Genomic DNA, 16,583 nt, shown 5'->3' with positions numbered 1-16,583 from the left:
TGCCATCAGGGCGTTACCTCCGTACGGTCCGTCCGGTCGAGAAGATCCCAGGCCAGCAGGCCTGCCCCCAGGCAACCGGCACCGTCCCCCAGCGCGGCGGGGACGATCGACGGCTGCTTCTGGAAGGTGATGCGGCTGCGGATCGCTTCCCGCAGAGGTGTGAACAAGGTTTCTCCCGACTCGGCCAGCCCGCCACCGATGATCAGGGTGCGCGGGTCGAGCAGCGTGAGGGCCGTGACCAGGCCGTCGGCGAGGGCGTCGATGGCTTCCTGCCAGACCGCCTGGGCCGTCGGGTCGCCGGATTCGACGGCCTTCGCGCAGTCCGCCGCGTCCGCGCCCGGGTCGCCCGAGGCCGCCGCCCAGGCCTCGCTCACGGCCGCCGCCGAGGCGAAGCGCTCCAGGCAGCCGTGCTGCCCGCACGGGCAGGGGGTTCCGCCGGGGCGTACGACGATGTGGCCGATCTCGCCCGCGAAGCCGTGTGCGCCCGCTTCGACCCGGCCGTCGACGCCGATGGCGCCCGCGATGCCGGTGCCCAGGGCCACGAACAGGAATCGGTCCGCGCCCCGGCCCGCGCCGAGGCGGCCCTCGGCGAGGCCGCCGGTGCGCACGTCGTGCCCGAGGGCGACCGGGACACCCAGCCGCTCCGCCAGCAGGGCGCGCAGCGGGACGTCGCGCCAGCCGAGGTTGGCCGCGTAGACGGCGACGCCGCGCGCCTCGTCGACGATGCCGGGGACGGCCACGCCGGCGGCGGACGCGGGCGTGCCCAGCTGCTCGGTGCCGTAGGCGCGCAGCTCGGCGGCGAAGTCGAGGATGCCCGCGACGACGGCGTCCGGTCCCTGGGCGCGTCCGGTGGCGCGACGGGCCCGGTGCAGCACCTCGCCCCCCGGGCCGGCCAGGGCGGCCTTCATTCCGGTGCCGCCCACGTCGAGGGCGATGACATGTCTCACGGAAACAGTGTGACCCGTGGACCCGCGAGAGGTCTAGTCCACTCGCGTGGTGTAGACCTTGTTCCGCATATCGAAATGTTTCGGCGGCGGTGACGCCGGGGTTGGGGAAGAGCAGCGGTGCAGCGGCGGCGGATGGCAGGAACGATCGCGGTGGTGTCCGCACTGGGCATGACGGCGGTCCTCGGTGGCTGCGGCGTCACGGGCGGCTCGGCCGACGTGACACTGAAGCTGGTCGCCGCCGACTACGGCGACAGCGCCGCCAACAGCTCGAAGAAGTACTGGGACAAGCTGGTCGAGGAGTACGAGGCCGACCACCCCGACGTCGACATCGAGGTCAGCGTCTACTCCTGGAACGACATCGACAGCAAGGTCAAGGAGATGGTCGCCGCCGGTGACCCGCCGGACATGGCGCAGATCGGCGCGTACGCCGACTACGCGGTCCGCAACCAGCTCTACAAGGCCGACGACCTGCTCTCCATACCCGTGCAGGCCGATTTCGTCGGGCAACTGGCCTCCGCGGGCCAGGTGAAGGGCGTGCAGTACGGCATGCCGTTCGCCGCCTCCACACGCGTGCTCTTCTACAACAAGACCCTCTTCGCCAAGGCCGGCATCACCCCGCCCGAGTCCTGGGACGACCTGGCCGAGGACGCCGAGGCCCTCAAGGCGGAGGGCGTGAAGTACCCGTACGCGCTGCCCCTCGGCCCGGAGGAGGCGCAGGCCGAGACCATGCAGTGGATGCTCAGCGGCGGGGGCGGCTACACCGACAGCGTCGACAGCTACGGCCTCGACTCGCCGGAGAACATCGCCACCTTCTCCTGGCTGAAGAACGACCTGGTCGGCAAGGACCTGACCGGGCCGGTCGCACCGGGCGAACTCAACCGGGCCGCGGCGTTCTCCGCCTTCGCCAAGGGCGAGGTCGGCATGCTCAACGGCCACCCCTCGCTGATGAAGATCGCCGCCAAGAACGGCGTCAAGTACGGGATGGTGCCCACGCCGGGCAACGAGGGCCCGAGCAGGTCCACGCTCGGCGTCTCCGACTGGATGACGGCGTTCCGCGAGAACGGCCACCGCGACCAGGTCGGCGACTTCCTCGACTTCGTCTACAGCGAGAAGAACGTGCTGGACTTCTCCCGCGAGTACGACCTGCTGCCTGTGACCTCCTCCGCGTCGGGCACCATGGCCGCCTCGGACGAGGACCGGCACCTCAGGCCGTTCCTGGAGGAGCTGCTGGCCTCCGAGCTCTACCCGGTCGGAAAGACCTCCTGGGCCGACGTCAGTTCCCGGGTCAAGCAGCGGATCGGCAAGGCCGTCGCGCCCGGCGGCAGCCCCTCGGGTGTCCTCGGCCAGCTCCAGGCGGCGGCGATCCGGGCGGAGAGCGCGGAGTAGGCGTTGTCGGTGGCGGGCGCTACGGTGCCGGGCATGGACGAGGAGTACGACGGGACGCGGCTCGGGCGCCGGGAGCGGGACATCCTCGCGCTCGAACGCCGCGGGTTCTCCGGCCCCGGCGCGAAGGAACGCGCCGTCCGCGAGGAGCTGGGCCTCGCCCCCGTGCGCTACTACCAGCTCCTCAACGCCCTGCTGGACGATCCACGGGCCCTAGCCCATGACCCGGTGACGGTCAATCGGCTGCGGCGGATACGGGAGGCGCGTCGGGCGGAACGCTGAGGACCGTGGGCTGTCCGGCCGTCGCAGGGTGCGGGTGCGTCGTGGTTGTTCGCGCAGTTCCCCGCGCCCCTGAGGGCGCGGTCTTCAGCGGCGAGACCCGGTGCGCCTGCGAAGCCGCCGTTGCGCGCCGCGACCTCGGCCGGCCGGTGATCGTCGCCACGGCGGCCGCCTGCGGCGCGAGCGCCGCCAGCGGGCAGTGCCTCGGGGTGGGGCCGGGCCCGCTCCGGGTCTAGCCCCTGAGGGCGCGGCCTTCAGCCCAGCCGGTCCGCCAGCGCCCCCAGCAGTCGTACGACCCCCTCCGGGCCGTCCACCACCAGGTCCGCCCGCTCCCTGAGCTCGGTCACCTCGTCGCTGCCGCTGCACACCAGCAGGCCCGGGGTGCCGTCCGCGCGCAGGGTGTCGACGGCGGCGTAGGCGGGCAGGTCGCCCAGGTCGTCGCCGCCGTAGAGGACGGACCCGGCGCCGATCTCCCGGGCGAAGCCGGCGAGGGCGACGCCCTTGTCCATGCCGGGCGGGCGCAGTTCCAGGACCATGCGGCCAGGCTCGACGATCAGGCCGTGCCGGGTCGCCAGGTCGGTGAGCGGCTCGCGCAGGGCCTCGAAGGCGGCCTGCGGGTCGGCGGCCCGGCGGGTGTGCACGGCTACTGCCCGGCCCTTGTCCTCGACCCAGGTCCCGCTCCCGTCGAGGAGCCCGGGCAGCTCGGCGCGGACGGCGTCTACGCCGGGGTGCGGGTCGGGGGCGGTGACCTTGCCGCTGCGGGCGTCCCACCGCTCGGCGCCGTAGTGGCCGAGGACGACCAGGTGTTCCAGTCCCGGCGCGCCCGCGAAGCCGCCGTTGCGCACCGCGACCTCGGCCGGCCGGCCGGTGATCACCGCCACGGCGGCCACCTTCGGCGCGAGCGCCGCCAGCGCGGCCAGCGCCCGCGGGTGGGCCCGGGCCCGCTCCGGATCGGCCACGATCGGCGCGAGCGTCCCGTCGAAGTCGAGCCCGATCAACGCCTTGCCGGGGCGCGCGAGAAGGGCGTCGAGCCCCTCCCGGCCCGCCTTGGTGCTGGGAGTGGACAGCGACGGTGACGTCGGCATGGTGCTGCTCAGCTCCTCAGCGCATCGAGCTGGTCGACGAACCACTGTGCAGGCGGCAGTGCCGTCGCCGCCGCGGCCAGGCGCTTGCTGCGCTCGGCGCGTTCCTCCGGGCGCATCGACAGGGCCTCGTGCAGGGCCGCCGCCGTGCCCGTCACGTCGTAGGGGTTCACCGTGATCGCGTCCTCGCCGAGCTCCGCGTGCGCCCCGGCCTCCCGCGACAGCACCAGCGCGCAGCCCGCGTCGGAGACGACCGGGACCTCCTTGGCGACGAGGTTCATGCCGTCCCGGATGGGGTTGACCAGGGCCACGTCGGCCAGCCGGTAGGCGGCCAGCGAGCGGGCGAAGTCGTCCTTGACGTGCAGCACGACCGGCTTCCAGCCCGGCGTGCCGTACTCGGCGTTGATCTCGTCCGCGAGCCGCCGCACCTCGGCCGTGTAGTCCCGGTACACCGCGAGGTCCTGCCGCGAGGGGTACGCGAAGGCGACGTGCACGACCCGCCCACGCCACTCGGGGTGGTCCGACAGCAGCTGCCGGTACGCCAGCAACCCGCGCACGATGTTCTTGGACAGCTCGGTGCGGTCGACCCGGACGATGGTGCGGCGGCCCTCGCCGATCTCCTGCCGCAGCGCGGCCATCCGCTCCTCGACGTCCGGCTCGTGCGCCCGCTTGCGCAGGAAGTCCGCGTCGGCCCCCAGCCCGTGCACGCCGATCCACGTGGTGCGCAGCGGGGGATGCCCGGTCGGCGTGTGCTCGATGGATCTCGGGGCGCCGCTCGGCCACAACGGGAAGATCCGTTCGCCGTCCGTGCCCCCGGCGCAGCTCATGAACGCCTGCGCCCACCGCCCGGTGAGGAACCCCAGCCGGTCCGCGCCCAGCATCCCCCACACCAACTGCGCGCGGATGTCGTCCGGGAGCATCGCGAAGTACTCCGGCGGCGCCCACGGCGTGTGCGAGAAGTGGCCGATCCTGAGGTCCGGGCGCAGCTCGCGGAGCATCCCCGGCACCAGGCACAGGTGGTAGTCCTGCACCACCACCGCCGCACCCCGCGCCGCCTCCTCGGCCAGCGCCTCGGCGAACGCCCGGTTGTACGTCTCGTAGGACGCCCACTGCCGCCGGAACTCCGCGTCGAAGACCGGCTCCAGTGGGGTCTGGTAGAGCATGTGGTGCACGAACCACAGGACCGAGTTCGCGATGCCGTTGTACGCGTCGGCGTGCACGTCGGCCGGAATGTCCAGCATCCGCACGCCGTCCTCGCCGACCCCGCGCCTCACCGCCTCCCGGTCGCCGTCGGACAGCGCCGAGCACACCCACAGCGCGTCCCCGTCCGAGCCGATCGCGGAGAGGCCGGAGACCAGCCCGCCACCGCCCCGTTTGGCGTCCAGCGAACCGTCCTCGCCCACCGTGTAGGAAACCGGACCGCGGTTGGAGGCCACCAGCACCTGTGCAGCACCGTACGTTGAAGCCATAAGCCTCAACCTAGCCCGGCCCGGAAACGCTCAAACGTACGGATCTTCCGTACCCGGCCGAAAACGGCCCCGGTCAGGCCGCTTTCCGCGTCTGGTACTCGGCGATCTCCACCATCGGCGGACGTTCCTCGGTGTCCACGGAGTACGTCCGCGGCTCGAAGCCGTCCTCGCCCCGCTCGAACTGTGTCAGGGACGGCCGGATCAGATGCCCCCGGGCCAGCCGCAGCTGAGCCGTGCGGTAGATCGCGGCGGCCATCCTGCCCAGCGCCTGCCCGTCCTGGTGCCGGTGCTTGCGCACTCCGACGTCCACCTGGGCGAGGGCGTCCAGGCCCGCCAGGTGCAGGGCGTCGACGAGCATGCCCAGCTCCACGCCGTACCCCACGGGGAACGGCAGCTGCTCCAGCAGCGAGCGGCGGGCCGCGTACTCGCCGCCGAGCGGCTGCACGAAGCCGGCGAGCTGCGGCCAGTGCATGTTGAGCAGCGGGCGCGCCATCAGCTCGGTGACCCGGCCGCCCTGCGCTGCGGTCTTGCCGGAGGCGAGCGAATCGAACTCAGTGCCGAGGGGGCGGTCGTACATGGCCTTCACCAGGTCCACGTCCGGCTCGGTGAGCAGCGGGCCCACGATCCCGGAGACGAATTCGGACGAGAAGTCCCTGAGGTCCGCGTCGACGAAGCAGACGATGTCCCCGCGGGTGACGAGCAGCGAGCGCCACAGCACCTCGCCCTTGCCGGGCACGGCGGGCAGGCGCGGGAGTATCCCGTCCCGGTGCACCACCCGCGCGCCAGCGGCGGCGGCCACCTCGGACGTGCGGTCGGTGGACCCGGAGTCGACGACGACCAGTTCGTCGACGAGCGGGACCTGCCGCATCAGGTCGTGGCGGATGACTGCGACGATGTCGCCGACCGTCGCCTCCTCGTTGAGCGCGGGCAGCACGACGCTGACCGTCTGGCCCGTGCGCTGCTTGGCGGCCAGGATCTGGTGGAGGGGGCGATCGTTCGCGGACCAGGAACGGGTGCTCAGCCAGCGCTCGACTTCTTCCAGCACCGTGGCGGCTCCTCTGCGTACTCCGGGCGGGACGGACTGCCCGCCGCGGTAGCGGCTGACGGGTACAGTCATCTCGCGGTTCGGACGACTATCTCAACTGTCCTGGTCGTCGGTTACAGTCTTGAACAAGGCGGATGACCATCGCATGTCCGGGGTCACCCGCCGCCTACAACCACATACAGCTCATCCAGAGGGGCAGAGGGAAACGGCCCGTTGAAGCCCCGGCAACCCTCCAGTCGGTACTCGTAGGTCACTGGCGACCACTTCGCGAGGCTCCCGGCTAGGGAAGGTGCCAAATCCGTCTCGCGGCGAAATGCGTCGTGAGGAAGATGAGGAAGGGCCTCGCCTCACATGGCTGTGCAGACTGTTGCAAGCACCACTGACTCCACCGTAGACCTCGGTCCCGCCGCGGCGCTGAGCTGCCGCGAGTGCGGTCACCGCGTCCCCCTCGGCCCGGTCTTCGCGTGCGAGGAGTGTTTCGGTCCGCTGGAGATCGCCTACGACTTCTCGTCCTACGACGCCGAGGAGCTCCGCAAGCGCATCGAAGCGGGCCCCGCGAACATCTGGCGTTACGCCCCGCTGCTGCCGGTCCCGGCCGACGTGGCGGACAAGCCGAACATCAACCCGGGCTGGACCAAGCTCGTCAAGGCCGACAACCTCGCGCGCGAGCTGGGCGTCGACGCCGGCAAGCTGTTCGTCAAGGACGACTCCGGCAACCCGACGCACTCCTTCAAGGACCGCGTCGTCGCCCAGGCCATCGAGGCCGCCCGCGCCTTCGGCTTCACCACGCTCTCCTGCTCCTCCACCGGCAACCTCGCCGGTGCGGTGGGTGCCGCCGCGGCCCGCGCCGGCTTCCGCTCCTGCGTGTTCATCCCGCACGACCTGGAGCAGGGCAAGGTCGTCATGGCCGCGGTCTACGGCGGCGAGCTCGTCGGCATCCAGGGCAACTACGACGACGTGAACCGCTTCTGCTCCGAGCTGATCGGCGACCCGGCCGGGGAGGGCTGGGGCTTCGTCAACGTCAACCTCCGGCCGTACTACGCGGAGGGTTCCAAGACGCTGGCGTACGAGATCTGCGAGCAGCTCGGCTGGCGGCTGCCGGACCAGATCGTGGTGCCGATCGCCTCCGGCTCGCAGCTCACCAAGATCGACAAGGGTCTCCAGGAGCTGATCAAGCTCGGTCTGGTCGAGGACAAGCCCTACAAGATCTTCGGCGCGCAGGCCGAGGGCTGCTCGCCGGTGTCGACGGCGTACAAGGCGGGCCACGACGTCGTCCGTCCGCAGAAGCCGGACACCATCGCCAAGTCCCTCGCCATCGGCAACCCGGCGGACGGGCCGTACGTGCTGGACATCGCGCGGCGGACGGGTGGTGCGGTGGAGGACGTGAACGACGAGCAGGTCGTCGACGCGATCAAGCTGCTCGCCCGGACCGAGGGCATCTTCGCGGAGACCGCCGGTGGTGTGACCGTGGGTGTGACGCGCAAGTTGATCGAGAACGGGGTGCTGGATCCGTCGAAGACGACGGTGGTGCTCAACACCGGGGACGGTCTCAAGACGCTGGACGCGGTGGCGGGGACCGGGCTGACGGCGACCATTCGACCCAACCTCGATTCGTTCCGTGAGGCCGGGCTCGTCTGAGCGTTGTCGGCTGCGGGCCGGTGGGGGCTGGTCGCGCGCACGCGGCGGAGCCGCAAATCGACACAGCCCCGCGCCCCCAAAAGCAGGTCCGCTACCCCAACCGGAGGTTTTGAAGTCATGAGCGTCAGCGTTCGCATCCCCACCATCCTGCGTACCTACACCGGCGGGCAGGCCGAAGTGTCCGCCGAGGGCGGGACCCTCGGCGAGGTCATCGCCGATCTGGAGAAGAACCACACCGGGATCGCCGCCCGGGTGCTCGACGACCAGGGCAAGCTGCGCCGGTTCGTCAACGTGTACGTGAACGACGACGACGTGCGGTTCGAACAGGGCCTGGAGACGGCGACGCCGGACGGTGCCGGTGTGTCGATCATTCCCGCCGTCGCCGGCGGCTGAACCGGTCGACCGGCTTGATTATTACCTTCGGTAACGGCCGTTACTGAGAGTTCATCGAATTGCCCCCTCCGTGAGAGAAGCGGAGGGGGCAATTCTGTGTGATTGAGCGGGGTACAGTTGGGGAACGCGATCCCGATCCCCTGATCGGAACCCTGAATTCCTGCCGCGAGCCCGACAAGATGTAGCCAAAGTGTGCGCGTCTTTCGCGGCTTTTGTTCTTTTTGTGTGGCCCGACTTGACCCGAATTCAGGCGAATTCTCCCCACATTCCGGACCCTGCGCGTCCAGAATTCTCGTCCGATTGACCTGTTGCAGAGGGCAGTTGGACAGATACATTCGGCCGCGGTCGACGCGTTCCGGCGCACGCCCCCAACCGTGGGGGGTGAGGTCTGACCCGGATCCGCGAAGTGTGGATCTGTGCAAGGGCCAGTAATAGGGGAGTTAGGCATGGCTCAGGGCACCGTCAAGTGGTTCAACGCGGAGAAGGGGTACGGCTTCATCGCGGTCGACGGTGGTGCGGATGTTTTCGTCCACTACAGCGCGATTCAGATGGACGGCTACCGCACCCTTGAAGAGGGCCAGCGGGTCGAGTTCGAGATCTCGCAGGGCCAGAAGGGACCGCAGGCCGACATGGTTCGCGTCGCTGCCTGAACGCGCACCACGACCAACGCTCAAGCGACCGGTCTTCTCAGAAGGGCCCGTACCCCCCGGGGTGCGGGCCCTTCGGCCTGTTCGAACGGCGCGCCGGGCGGTGTTCGCAGGCGGCTGACTGCCCCGCCCGATCCCTGGAAGGCGCTTGCGCCCGCCCGTCACCCGACCACCACCCCTCAACGAGCACTCGCTACGCGAGCGCGCCTTGCACTCTCGGGGGTCGAGTGCTAATCATTGCGTTAGCACTCTGAAGGTGAGAGTGACAACGTAAGGACCGGGTCGGTGAGGCCCACGGACCGGATGGGGCAAGGAACCAGCCGGTCGGGGCCGTCCGTCGCGGGCGCGGGCGCGGTCCGAAGTAATCACCCCCAGTCCTGGAGGGACCACTTCACATGGCCAAGATCATCGCGTTCGACGAGGAGGCGCGGCGCGGCCTCGAGCGCGGCATGAACCAGCTCGCGGACGCCGTCAAGGTGACGCTCGGCCCCAAGGGCCGCAACGTCGTCCTCGAGAAGAAGTGGGGCGCGCCCACGATCACCAACGATGGTGTCTCCATCGCCAAGGAGATCGAGCTCGAGGACCCGTACGAGAAGATCGGCGCCGAGCTGGTCAAGGAAGTCGCCAAGAAGACGGACGACGTCGCCGGTGACGGTACGACCACCGCGACCGTTCTCGCCCAGGCCCTGGTCAAGGAAGGCCTGCGCAACGTAGCCGCCGGCGCCAACCCCATGGCCCTCAAGCGCGGTATCGAGCGTGCCGTCGAGGCCGTCTCCGCCGCCCTGCTGGAGCAGGCGAAGGACGTCGAGACCAAGGAGCAGATCGCCTCCACGGCCTCCATCTCCGCCGCCGACACCCAGATCGGCGAGCTCATCGCCGAGGCCATGGACAAGGTCGGCAAGGAAGGCGTCATCACCGTCGAGGAGTCCCAGACCTTCGGTCTGGAGCTGGAGCTCACCGAGGGTATGCGCTTCGACAAGGGCTACATCTCGGCGTACTTCGCCACCGACATGGAGCGTATGGAGGCCGTCCTCGACGACCCGTACATCCTGATCGCGAACTCCAAGATCTCCAACGTCAAGGACCTGCTCCCGCTCCTGGAGAAGGTCATGCAGTCGGGCAAGCCGCTGCTGATCATCGCCGAGGACGTCGAGGGCGAGGCCCTGTCGACCCTGGTCGTCAACAAGATCCGCGGCACCTTCAAGTCCGTCGCCGTCAAGGCTCCGGGCTTCGGCGACCGCCGCAAGGCGATGCTGCAGGACATCGGCATCCTCACCGGCGGCGAGGTGATCTCCGAGGAGGTCGGCCTCAAGCTGGAGAACGCCACGATCGACCTCCTGGGCAAGGCCCGCAAGGTCGTCATCACCAAGGACGAGACCACCATCGTCGACGGTGCCGGCTCCGCCGACCAGGTCGCGGGCCGGGTCAACCAGATCCGCGCCGAGATCGAGAACAGCGACTCGGACTACGACCGCGAGAAGCTGCAGGAGCGCCTGGCGAAGCTCGCCGGCGGTGTCGCGGTCATCAAGGCCGGTGCCGCCACCGAGGTGGAGCTCAAGGAGCGCAAGCACCGCATCGAGGACGCCGTGCGCAACGCCAAGGCGGCCGTCGAGGAGGGCATCGTCGCCGGTGGCGGCGTGGCCCTGCTCCAGGCCTCCACGGTCTTCGAGAAGCTGGACCTCGAAGGTGACGAGGCGACCGGTGCCAACGCCGTGAAGCTCGCGCTGGAGGCCCCGCTCAAGCAGATCGCCGTCAACGGTGGTCTCGAGGGTGGCGTCATCGTCGAGAAGGTGCGCAACCTGCCCGTCGGCCACGGCCTGAACGCCGCGACCGGTGAGTACGTCGACATGATCGCCGAAGGCATCATCGACCCGGCGAAGGTGACCCGTTCCGCGCTGCAGAACGCCGCCTCCATCGCCGCGCTGTTCCTCACCACCGAGGCCGTCATCGCCGACAAGCCGGAGAAGGCCGCCGCGCCCGCCGGCGGCGGCATGCCGGGCGGTGACATGGACTTCTGATCGACCCGAGGGTTGATCAACGTCCTAACCGAGGGCGGTACCTCCTGTTCGGCAGGAGGTACCGCCCTCGGGCGTGTCCGGGGCGGGTGCCCGGGGCGCGTGGCCGGGATCACAGCCGGGGTGGGATGGCCCGGGCGGGGCCGGATGGTTGAAGGTTGGGTCCGTCCTATGCGTATGCACATACCTTCCGGTATCCGAAAGTGAGCCCCCACGTGACTCTCGCCGCCTCCGCTTCCCGCGCCGCCGAAATCCTGTCCCGGCCCGTAACGCTGGGCGGCCTGACCGTTCCGAACCGGATCGCGATGGCGCCGATGACCCGCATGTTCTCCCCGGGCGGTGTGCCCGGCGAGGACGTCGTCTCGTACTACGCGCGCCGCGCCGCCGCCGGAGTCGGCCTGATCGTCACCGAGGGCACCTACGTCGGCCACGACTCGGCCGGGCAGAGCGACCGTGTGCCGCGGTTCCACGGGGAGGAGCAGCTCGCGGGCTGGGCGAAGGTCGCCGAGGCGGTGCACGCCGCGGGCGGCACGATCGTGCCGCAGCTGTGGCACATCGGCATGGTCCGCAACCAGGGCGAGCCGCCCGTCGCCGACGCCCCGGCCGTCGGCCCCTCCGGCCTGCGCATCGGCGCGACCGAGCCCACCGGCAAGGCCATGACCCAGGCCGACATCGACGCCGTCATCGGCGCGTTCGCCGAGGCCGCGGCCGCCGCCGAGCGCATCGGCTTCGACGGTGTCGAACTGCACGGCGCCCACGGCTACCTGCTCGACCAGTTCCTCTGGGAGGGCACCAACCGCCGCACCGACGCCTACGGCGGCGACCGGGTCGCCCGCGCCAAGCTCTCGGAGGAGATCGTCGCGGCCGTCCGCGAGACCGTCTCCGCCGACTTCCCCGTCATCTTCCGCTACTCCCAGTGGAAGCAGGAGGCCTACGACGCCCGCCTCGCCGAGACCCCGGAGGAGCTGGAGGCCATCCTGACCCCGCTCGCCGCCGCCGGCGTCGACGCCTTCCACGCCTCCACCCGCCGCTACTGGGTCCCGGAGTTCGACGACTCCGACCTCAACCTGGCCGGCTGGACCAAGAAGCTCACCGGCAAGCCCACCATCACCGTCGGCTCGGTCGGCCTGAACGGAGGGGACTTCCTCAAGTCCTTCCAGGGCCACGGCGCCGAGGTCGGCGACCTCGACAACCTCCTCGACCGCTTCGAGCGCGACGAGTTCGAGATGGTCGCCGTCGGCCGCGCCCTGCTCCAGGACCCCGACTGGGCCCGCAAGGTGCTCGACGGCCGCCTTGAGGACCTCGCGCCGTACAACCCCGTGTCGCTGAAGACCCTCAGCTGACCCCTGCCTCCTGCGCCTCTGGATCTGCTTGCGTCAGTCAAGGACACTGACTGAGCGCCTGTTCACCGGCATGTCGTGAGGAGATCCAGATGACGTCGACCGAGTCCCGTCCCTCGGCGGGCGGCCCGTCCGAGCAGCCCGCACCGGTGGTGCGCACAACCGCCGGTGCCGTCCGGGGCCGGAGGGAGGCGGGGCTCGCGGTCTTCCGCGGCATCCCGTTCGCCGCACCCCCGGTGGGCGAGGCACGCTTCATGGCCCCGCGCCCCGCCCCCGCCTGGGACGGCATACGGGACGCCTGCGCCTTCGGCCCGCCGCCCCCGCAGGACCTCGGCAACCTGGGCGGCCCGGGCCTGCTCGGCGGGCCCGACGGCGACGAGTGGCTCACGGTCAACGTCTGGACCCCCGAGACCGACCCGGCCGCCCGGCGCCCGGTGATGGTGTGGATCTACGGCGGTGCCTACAAGCTCGGCCACTCCGGCAGCCCCGGCTACGACGCCCGGCACATCGCCGCCGACGGCGAGGTGGTGGTTGTGTCCCTCAACTACCGCGTGGGCATGGAGGGTTTCGCGTTCATCGAGGGAGCTCCCGCCAACCGCGGCCTGCTCGACCAGGTGGCCGCCCTGGAATGGGTGCGGGACAACATCGAGTCCTTCGGCGGCGACCCCGGCCAGGTCACGGTCTTCGGTGAATCGGCCGGCGCCGGTTCGGTCGCCTCGCTGCTCTCCATGCCTCGCGCCGCCGGTCTGTTCCGGCGGGCGATCGCGCAGAGCGTGCCGGGGACGTTCTTCTCCGACGCACTGGCCCGGGACATCGGCCTCGCTCTGGCCGCCGAGGTGGGTCTGCGCCCGACGGTCGCCGACCTCTCCACGATCGATCCGCACCGGCTGACGTCGGCGGGTGAGACGCTGAGCGCCAAGATGCTTCAGCGCGTCGACCGCTGGGGCCAGGCGGCGCCCACGGTCACGCCCTTCTCCCCGGTGGTCGACGGGGAGGTCCTGGCGACGACCCCCTGGCAGGCGCTGAGGTCCGGTTCGGCCAGGGACGTCGACCTCCTCGTCGGCCACAACCGCGACGAGTACCGCCTCTTCGTCGCCATGGCGGGCCAACTCGGCCAGATCACCGACGAGCGGGCGGCCTCGGCTCTGCGCCTGTTCGCCCCCGGCCCCGACGGCGAACAGGCCTACCGCGCGGCCTTCCCCGACGCCTCCCCGAGCGAGCTCTACGAACGCGTCCAGACGGACTGGCTGTTCAACATGCCCTCCCTGCACCTGGCCGAGGCCCAGCGCGCGGGCGGCGGCAGCGCGCACGTCTACGAACTGACCTTTCCGGCGCCGGGCAACGGCGGCGCGCTCGGCGCCTGCCACGGCCTGGACATCCCGCTGCTGTTCGGCACGTACGGGGCGGACCTGGGGCTTTTGCTGTTCGCGGGTGCGGAGCCGTCCGCCGAGGCGCTTTCACTGTCGTCGAGTTTCCGTTCCTCCTGGACGTCCTTCGCGAGGACGGGCGACCCGGGCTGGCCCGCGTACGACGACGCGGAGCGGCTGGTGCGGGTGCTGGACGCGGAGCCGGTGGTCACGGCGTACCCGGAGGAGCGGTCGCGGCGGCTGTGGGAGGGGCACGAGTTCCTGCCCCTGCCGCTGCTGTGAGCTCGGTCCGCTAAAGGTTGCCCATGGGCTCGATGTCCACCTTCACCGGCGTCCCCCACACCCGCAGCACCTCGTAGTCGGTGAACTCGTGCACCAGCCGGTACGCCATGGCGGCCCGGGGAGCCTTGCGCTGGGCCGCGATGAACAGCTCCGCCTCGCGGCGGTCCCGGCGCGGGGTGCCGCACAGCTGCCAGGCCTGGCCGTTCCACAGCTCCGCCAGCCAGCGCTGCTGGGGCTGGGGACGGTCGCCGCGCACGCCGTAGCGGGACGGCGCGGGTTCGGCGGGCTGGTGCTGGGGGGGAGGGCCGTTGAACTCGTTCCGGCGGGCCGCTCTGCGCCGGGTCTCGCACAGCAGGCACAGGTCCGGGGCGGCCTCGTCGACCGGGCCGTTCGGGTGCTCGTGGCAGCGGGTGGTGGGCGCGGCGCCCGAGACGCTCTCGTCGAGCAGGTCCAAGGCGCGCTTCAGGTCGGCCTTGACCTCGTGCAGCTTGGCGTCGGGAGTGTCGGAGCTGAGGGCTTCCCCGTGCTCACCGAGAAGTCGGAGGGCACGGCCTAGGGCGGTGAGCTGGGCGTGGTTCATGGGTCCATTGTCGTCAGTCGGCGCAATCGTGGCGTCGTCGGGACATCGCCGCGCGGATCCCGGCCGCGCGGTCGTGGACCGTGGGGGCGGACAGGGGTGCAGGGGGTTGTGCGGGGGCACGTTCGCCCCGGCAGGCGCTGCATCGGCCCCCTGGCAGGGTTTCCGGACGCCCCGGAGCGCCGCAGTTCGCGCACTCCAGGACCCGTAGGGGCGGGCGCGGGGCGGGCTGGGGTGGAAGTTTGCTGGTCAGGCGGGTGCGGACCAGGGCTGCGGCATGGTGGACGGGCGTCGGAAGGCCGGCTGTGAGCGCTCGCAGTACGTCGTCCTCCGAGGCGCCCCGTGCGAACCAGTCCGCAACGAGTGGGGCGAGCGTCGCGCAGTCTGCCTCGGAGAGGGACAGGGCGGAGGCCGTGCGGCCGAGTGCGGCGAGGAGGATGTGCGCCCGGGAGCGGGTGGGGCGCGCTGCCTGCTGCGGTACGTCGCCGCGGGTGAAGGCGGCCCACCAGTCATCGTCCCGGGCGGTACGCGAGAACCACGATCGGGTGATCCAGCGGGAGCTGCCGTCGTCGGCCGTCACACACTCCCGGCCTCGGCGCAGGTGGCCCGCTTGCTGGATGCGGTTGAGGGCGGTGCCGAGGGCGCACTGTCCGTAGGGGAGCTGCTTGGCCAGCGTCTTTACGGAGATGTCCGCGCCGTCGGGGAGCCGGTCGAGGTAGGCGGCGATGGCGGCTTCGCGGGGTGGGAGCTGTGCGAAGTCTTGGTTTGTACGGGGGAGTTGGTCGGGGGTGGAGCGCTTGCCGTAGCCCGGGCTCGCCATGGGATGCGTGGACGGGGAGGCAGCACTAAAGTTGGCTTCATCCATGGGATCGATTGCTCTCGATCTCGTTGGTAAGCCCCCGCAGGTGTTGGCGCACCTGGCGGGGGCTGTTGCTTGGTGCAGGGAACGTTAGAGGTTCGTGACTGTCCGTGGCAAGCCGGAAGCGTCGCGTCAACACATCGGGTGGGAGGGCGGGTTGAGGCCCTCCACCCATTCCTTGAAAAGAGGGCTCGAAGCCCGGGTCCCGAAGCTCAGGCCGTCTCGTCCTTGAGGTTTGCGACGAACGCGGCCCAGGCTCCGGCCCGGAACACGAGCTTCGGGCCGTCGGGGGTCTTGGAGTCGCGGACGGGGACGACCGTGGGGAATGCCTGGGTGACTTCCAGGCAGTTGTCACCGCTCCCGCCGCTGTAGCTGGACTTGTACCAGCTGGCCGTGCTCAGGTCGTACTCAGGCGTGTTCCTCATGGTCGTAATCCTGGGCCATCCCTTCGAGTAGGGCTAGAGACTTCTTCGGCGAGAGTGCGGAGGCCGCGAGAAACTCGTAGTAGAAGCGGTACTCCGCGACGGTTGCGGGGTCGTCATCCAGCCGCCCGGTGCCCACGCCTTCGAGGTATGCCAACGGTGGCGCGTCGTCGAAGTCCATCAGCTTGACGCACCCTTGCATGGCGGGGTGCGCCCCCGCATCGAACGGCAGCACCTGCACGATGGACCGGCTTCGGCGGGCCAGGTCGGTGATGTGTCGCAAGGCCTCTGCCATGACCGCCGCCCCACCTGTCATCCGACGCAACGCAGACTCGTCAATCACCGCCCACAACAACGGCTTTGTTGGATCGTCGAGGATATGGGTCCGCTCCATTCGGGCGGCCACCCTCTTCTCGATCTCCTCGTCTGGTGCCGTCGGCTGATACGCGCGGCACACCGCCCGGGCGTAGGCCGGGGTCTGGAGCAGGCCGGGGATCAGCATCGACGCGAACTCCCTGATGGCCGTAGCCCGGGCCTCCGCCTCCGCCGCCTCCGCAAAGTGCTCTGGATACTTCGACTTCGCCGCCGCCCCGCAGTTCCGCTGGAAGAAGTCCTCCGTCCCCAGCACCTCGTCCAGCAGCCGTGCGTACTCAACCTGCATCCGCCGTGTCCCCGCCTCCAGCTGACCGATGAACGACCCGCTCACGAACAGCCGTTGGCCCAGGTCCTCCTGGCTCAGGCCGGCCTTCTCGCGGGCGTGGCGGAGTTCGGCGCCCAGGAGGGCTCGCGGGGAGGAGGACGGGTCGAGGTCCCGGGATCCGGGCATGGGCAACTCCCT

General features: G+C 70.6%; 17 protein-coding genes and 1 riboswitch. Of the genes, 9 read left to right on the top strand and 8 right to left on the bottom strand.

Translation table 11 applies throughout. The features are described 5' to 3' along the window. Positions 1–5: 5 nt before the first annotated feature. Positions 6–947, bottom strand: coding sequence for an ROK family protein (locus CEB94_RS18275; RefSeq protein ID WP_175433261.1), 942 nt, complete (start codon positions 945–947; stop codon positions 6–8). A gap of 132 nt (positions 948–1,079) precedes the next feature. Here CEB94_RS18275 and CEB94_RS18270 point away from each other — a divergent pair, with 132 nt between their 5' ends. The 3 genes from CEB94_RS18270 to CEB94_RS42215 are packed head-to-tail and all read left to right on the top strand — an operon-like array spanning position 1,080 to position 2,845. Next, complete coding sequence (locus tag CEB94_RS18270) at positions 1,080–2,333, top strand: ABC transporter substrate-binding protein (protein ID WP_175433260.1); 1,254 nt, start codon at positions 1,080–1,082, stop codon at positions 2,331–2,333. A gap of 33 nt (positions 2,334–2,366) precedes the next feature. Further along, complete coding sequence (locus tag CEB94_RS18265) at positions 2,367–2,612, top strand: DUF3263 domain-containing protein (protein WP_175433259.1); 246 nt, start codon at positions 2,367–2,369, stop codon at positions 2,610–2,612. Positions 2,613–2,653: 41 nt separating this feature from the next. Continuing rightward, positions 2,654–2,845: a hypothetical protein gene (locus CEB94_RS42215; protein ID WP_175433258.1), complete on the top strand. Its 192-nt coding sequence runs from the start codon at positions 2,654–2,656 to the stop codon at positions 2,843–2,845. Between the two features lie 18 nt (positions 2,846–2,863). Here CEB94_RS42215 and otsB read toward each other — a convergent pair whose 3' ends face one another. The 3 genes from otsB to CEB94_RS18245 all read right to left on the bottom strand — a co-directional run bounded on the left by otsB (position 2,864) and on the right by CEB94_RS18245 (position 6,205). Next, positions 2,864–3,694, bottom strand: a complete 831-nt coding sequence (gene otsB / locus CEB94_RS18255; protein ID WP_175433257.1) for a trehalose-phosphatase — start codon at positions 3,692–3,694, stop codon at positions 2,864–2,866. A gap of 8 nt (positions 3,695–3,702) precedes the next feature. Next, positions 3,703–5,160 carry an alpha,alpha-trehalose-phosphate synthase (UDP-forming) gene (locus CEB94_RS18250; protein ID WP_175433256.1) on the bottom strand — a complete coding sequence of 486 codons (1,458 nt, stop codon included), beginning with the start codon at positions 5,158–5,160 and terminating at the stop codon, positions 3,703–3,705. 73 nt (positions 5,161–5,233) lie between these two features. After that, positions 5,234–6,205: a glucosyl-3-phosphoglycerate synthase gene (locus tag CEB94_RS18245; protein ID WP_175437053.1), complete on the bottom strand. Its 972-nt coding sequence runs from the start codon at positions 6,203–6,205 to the stop codon at positions 5,234–5,236. A 180-nt stretch (positions 6,206–6,385) separates the two neighbouring features. Continuing rightward, positions 6,386–6,541, top strand: a riboswitch (SAM riboswitch). Positions 6,542–6,556: 15 nt separating this feature from the next. On the opposite strand from CEB94_RS18245, the gene thrC reads away from it, so the two are divergent. From thrC to CEB94_RS18215, 6 genes are all read left to right on the top strand, one after another. Next, complete coding sequence (thrC, locus tag CEB94_RS18240; protein WP_175433255.1) at positions 6,557–7,843, top strand: threonine synthase; 1,287 nt, start codon at positions 6,557–6,559, stop codon at positions 7,841–7,843. A 117-nt stretch (positions 7,844–7,960) separates the two neighbouring features. After that, positions 7,961–8,236 (top strand): MoaD/ThiS family protein, encoded by a 276-nt coding sequence (locus CEB94_RS18235; protein WP_175433254.1) that lies wholly within the window; start codon positions 7,961–7,963, stop codon positions 8,234–8,236. 446 nt (positions 8,237–8,682) lie between these two features. Continuing rightward, complete coding sequence (locus CEB94_RS18230; RefSeq protein WP_003949956.1) at positions 8,683–8,886, top strand: cold-shock protein; 204 nt, start codon at positions 8,683–8,685, stop codon at positions 8,884–8,886. 392 nt (positions 8,887–9,278) lie between these two features. Continuing rightward, complete coding sequence (groL, locus tag CEB94_RS18225) at positions 9,279–10,901, top strand: chaperonin GroEL (protein WP_175433253.1); 1,623 nt, start codon at positions 9,279–9,281, stop codon at positions 10,899–10,901. Between the two features lie 212 nt (positions 10,902–11,113). Then, a complete protein-coding gene (locus tag CEB94_RS18220) occupies positions 11,114–12,241 on the top strand; it encodes an NADH:flavin oxidoreductase (RefSeq protein WP_175433252.1) in 1,128 nt (375 codons plus the stop codon). A gap of 89 nt (positions 12,242–12,330) precedes the next feature. Then, positions 12,331–13,887: a carboxylesterase/lipase family protein gene (locus CEB94_RS18215; protein WP_175433251.1), complete on the top strand. Its 1,557-nt coding sequence runs from the start codon at positions 12,331–12,333 to the stop codon at positions 13,885–13,887. 10 nt (positions 13,888–13,897) lie between these two features. Here the strand turns inward: CEB94_RS18215 and CEB94_RS18210 are convergent, their stop codons facing one another. The 4 genes from CEB94_RS18210 to CEB94_RS18195 form a co-directional block, all read right to left on the bottom strand. After that, a complete protein-coding gene (locus CEB94_RS18210) occupies positions 13,898–14,467 on the bottom strand; it encodes a hypothetical protein (RefSeq protein WP_175433250.1) in 570 nt (189 codons plus the stop codon). Between the two features lie 13 nt (positions 14,468–14,480). Next, positions 14,481–15,284 carry a hypothetical protein gene (locus tag CEB94_RS18205; protein WP_175433249.1) on the bottom strand — a complete coding sequence of 268 codons (804 nt, stop codon included), beginning with the start codon at positions 15,282–15,284 and terminating at the stop codon, positions 14,481–14,483. Positions 15,285–15,535: 251 nt separating this feature from the next. After that, the gene (locus CEB94_RS18200) at positions 15,536–15,748 is read right to left on the bottom strand and encodes a DUF397 domain-containing protein (RefSeq protein ID WP_175433248.1); all 213 of its coding nucleotides are present in this window, start codon (positions 15,746–15,748) and stop codon (positions 15,536–15,538) included. After that, the gene (locus tag CEB94_RS18195) at positions 15,732–16,571 is read right to left on the bottom strand and encodes a helix-turn-helix domain-containing protein (protein WP_175433247.1); all 840 of its coding nucleotides are present in this window, start codon (positions 16,569–16,571) and stop codon (positions 15,732–15,734) included. The genes CEB94_RS18200 and CEB94_RS18195 overlap by 17 nt, the downstream gene beginning before the upstream one ends. Positions 16,572–16,583: the final 12 nt, after the last annotated feature.

Source organism: Streptomyces hawaiiensis (assembly GCF_004803895.1).
Lineage (GTDB): Bacteria > Actinomycetota > Actinomycetes > Streptomycetales > Streptomycetaceae > Streptomyces > Streptomyces hawaiiensis.
This window is presented reverse-complemented; position numbering and strand designations above follow the sequence as displayed.

What these genes read in the sequence shown, in the direction of transcription:
- CEB94_RS18270 (WP_175433260.1), top strand. Translation starts at nt 1,080, where the DNA reads ATGGCAGGAACGATCGCGGTGGTGTCCGCACTGGGCATGACGGCGGTC.
- CEB94_RS18265 (WP_175433259.1), top strand. Translation starts at nt 2,367, where the DNA reads ATGGACGAGGAGTACGACGGGACGCGGCTCGGGCGCCGGGAGCGGGAC.
- otsB (WP_175433257.1), bottom strand. Translation starts at nt 3,694, where the DNA reads ATGCCGACGTCACCGTCGCTGTCCACTCCCAGCACCAAGGCGGGCCGG.
- CEB94_RS18250 (WP_175433256.1), bottom strand. Translation starts at nt 5,160, where the DNA reads ATGGCTTCAACGTACGGTGCTGCACAGGTGCTGGTGGCCTCCAACCGC.
- thrC (WP_175433255.1), top strand. Translation starts at nt 6,557, where the DNA reads ATGGCTGTGCAGACTGTTGCAAGCACCACTGACTCCACCGTAGACCTC.
- CEB94_RS18235 (WP_175433254.1), top strand. Translation starts at nt 7,961, where the DNA reads ATGAGCGTCAGCGTTCGCATCCCCACCATCCTGCGTACCTACACCGGC.
- CEB94_RS18230 (WP_003949956.1), top strand. Translation starts at nt 8,683, where the DNA reads ATGGCTCAGGGCACCGTCAAGTGGTTCAACGCGGAGAAGGGGTACGGC.
- groL (WP_175433253.1), top strand. Translation starts at nt 9,279, where the DNA reads ATGGCCAAGATCATCGCGTTCGACGAGGAGGCGCGGCGCGGCCTCGAG.
- CEB94_RS18215 (WP_175433251.1), top strand. Translation starts at nt 12,331, where the DNA reads ATGACGTCGACCGAGTCCCGTCCCTCGGCGGGCGGCCCGTCCGAGCAG.
- CEB94_RS18210 (WP_175433250.1), bottom strand. Translation starts at nt 14,467, where the DNA reads ATGAACCACGCCCAGCTCACCGCCCTAGGCCGTGCCCTCCGACTTCTC.
- CEB94_RS18205 (WP_175433249.1), bottom strand. Translation starts at nt 15,284, where the DNA reads ATGGCGAGCCCGGGCTACGGCAAGCGCTCCACCCCCGACCAACTCCCC.
- CEB94_RS18200 (WP_175433248.1), bottom strand. Translation starts at nt 15,748, where the DNA reads ATGAGGAACACGCCTGAGTACGACCTGAGCACGGCCAGCTGGTACAAG.
- CEB94_RS18195 (WP_175433247.1), bottom strand. Translation starts at nt 16,571, where the DNA reads ATGCCCGGATCCCGGGACCTCGACCCGTCCTCCTCCCCGCGAGCCCTC.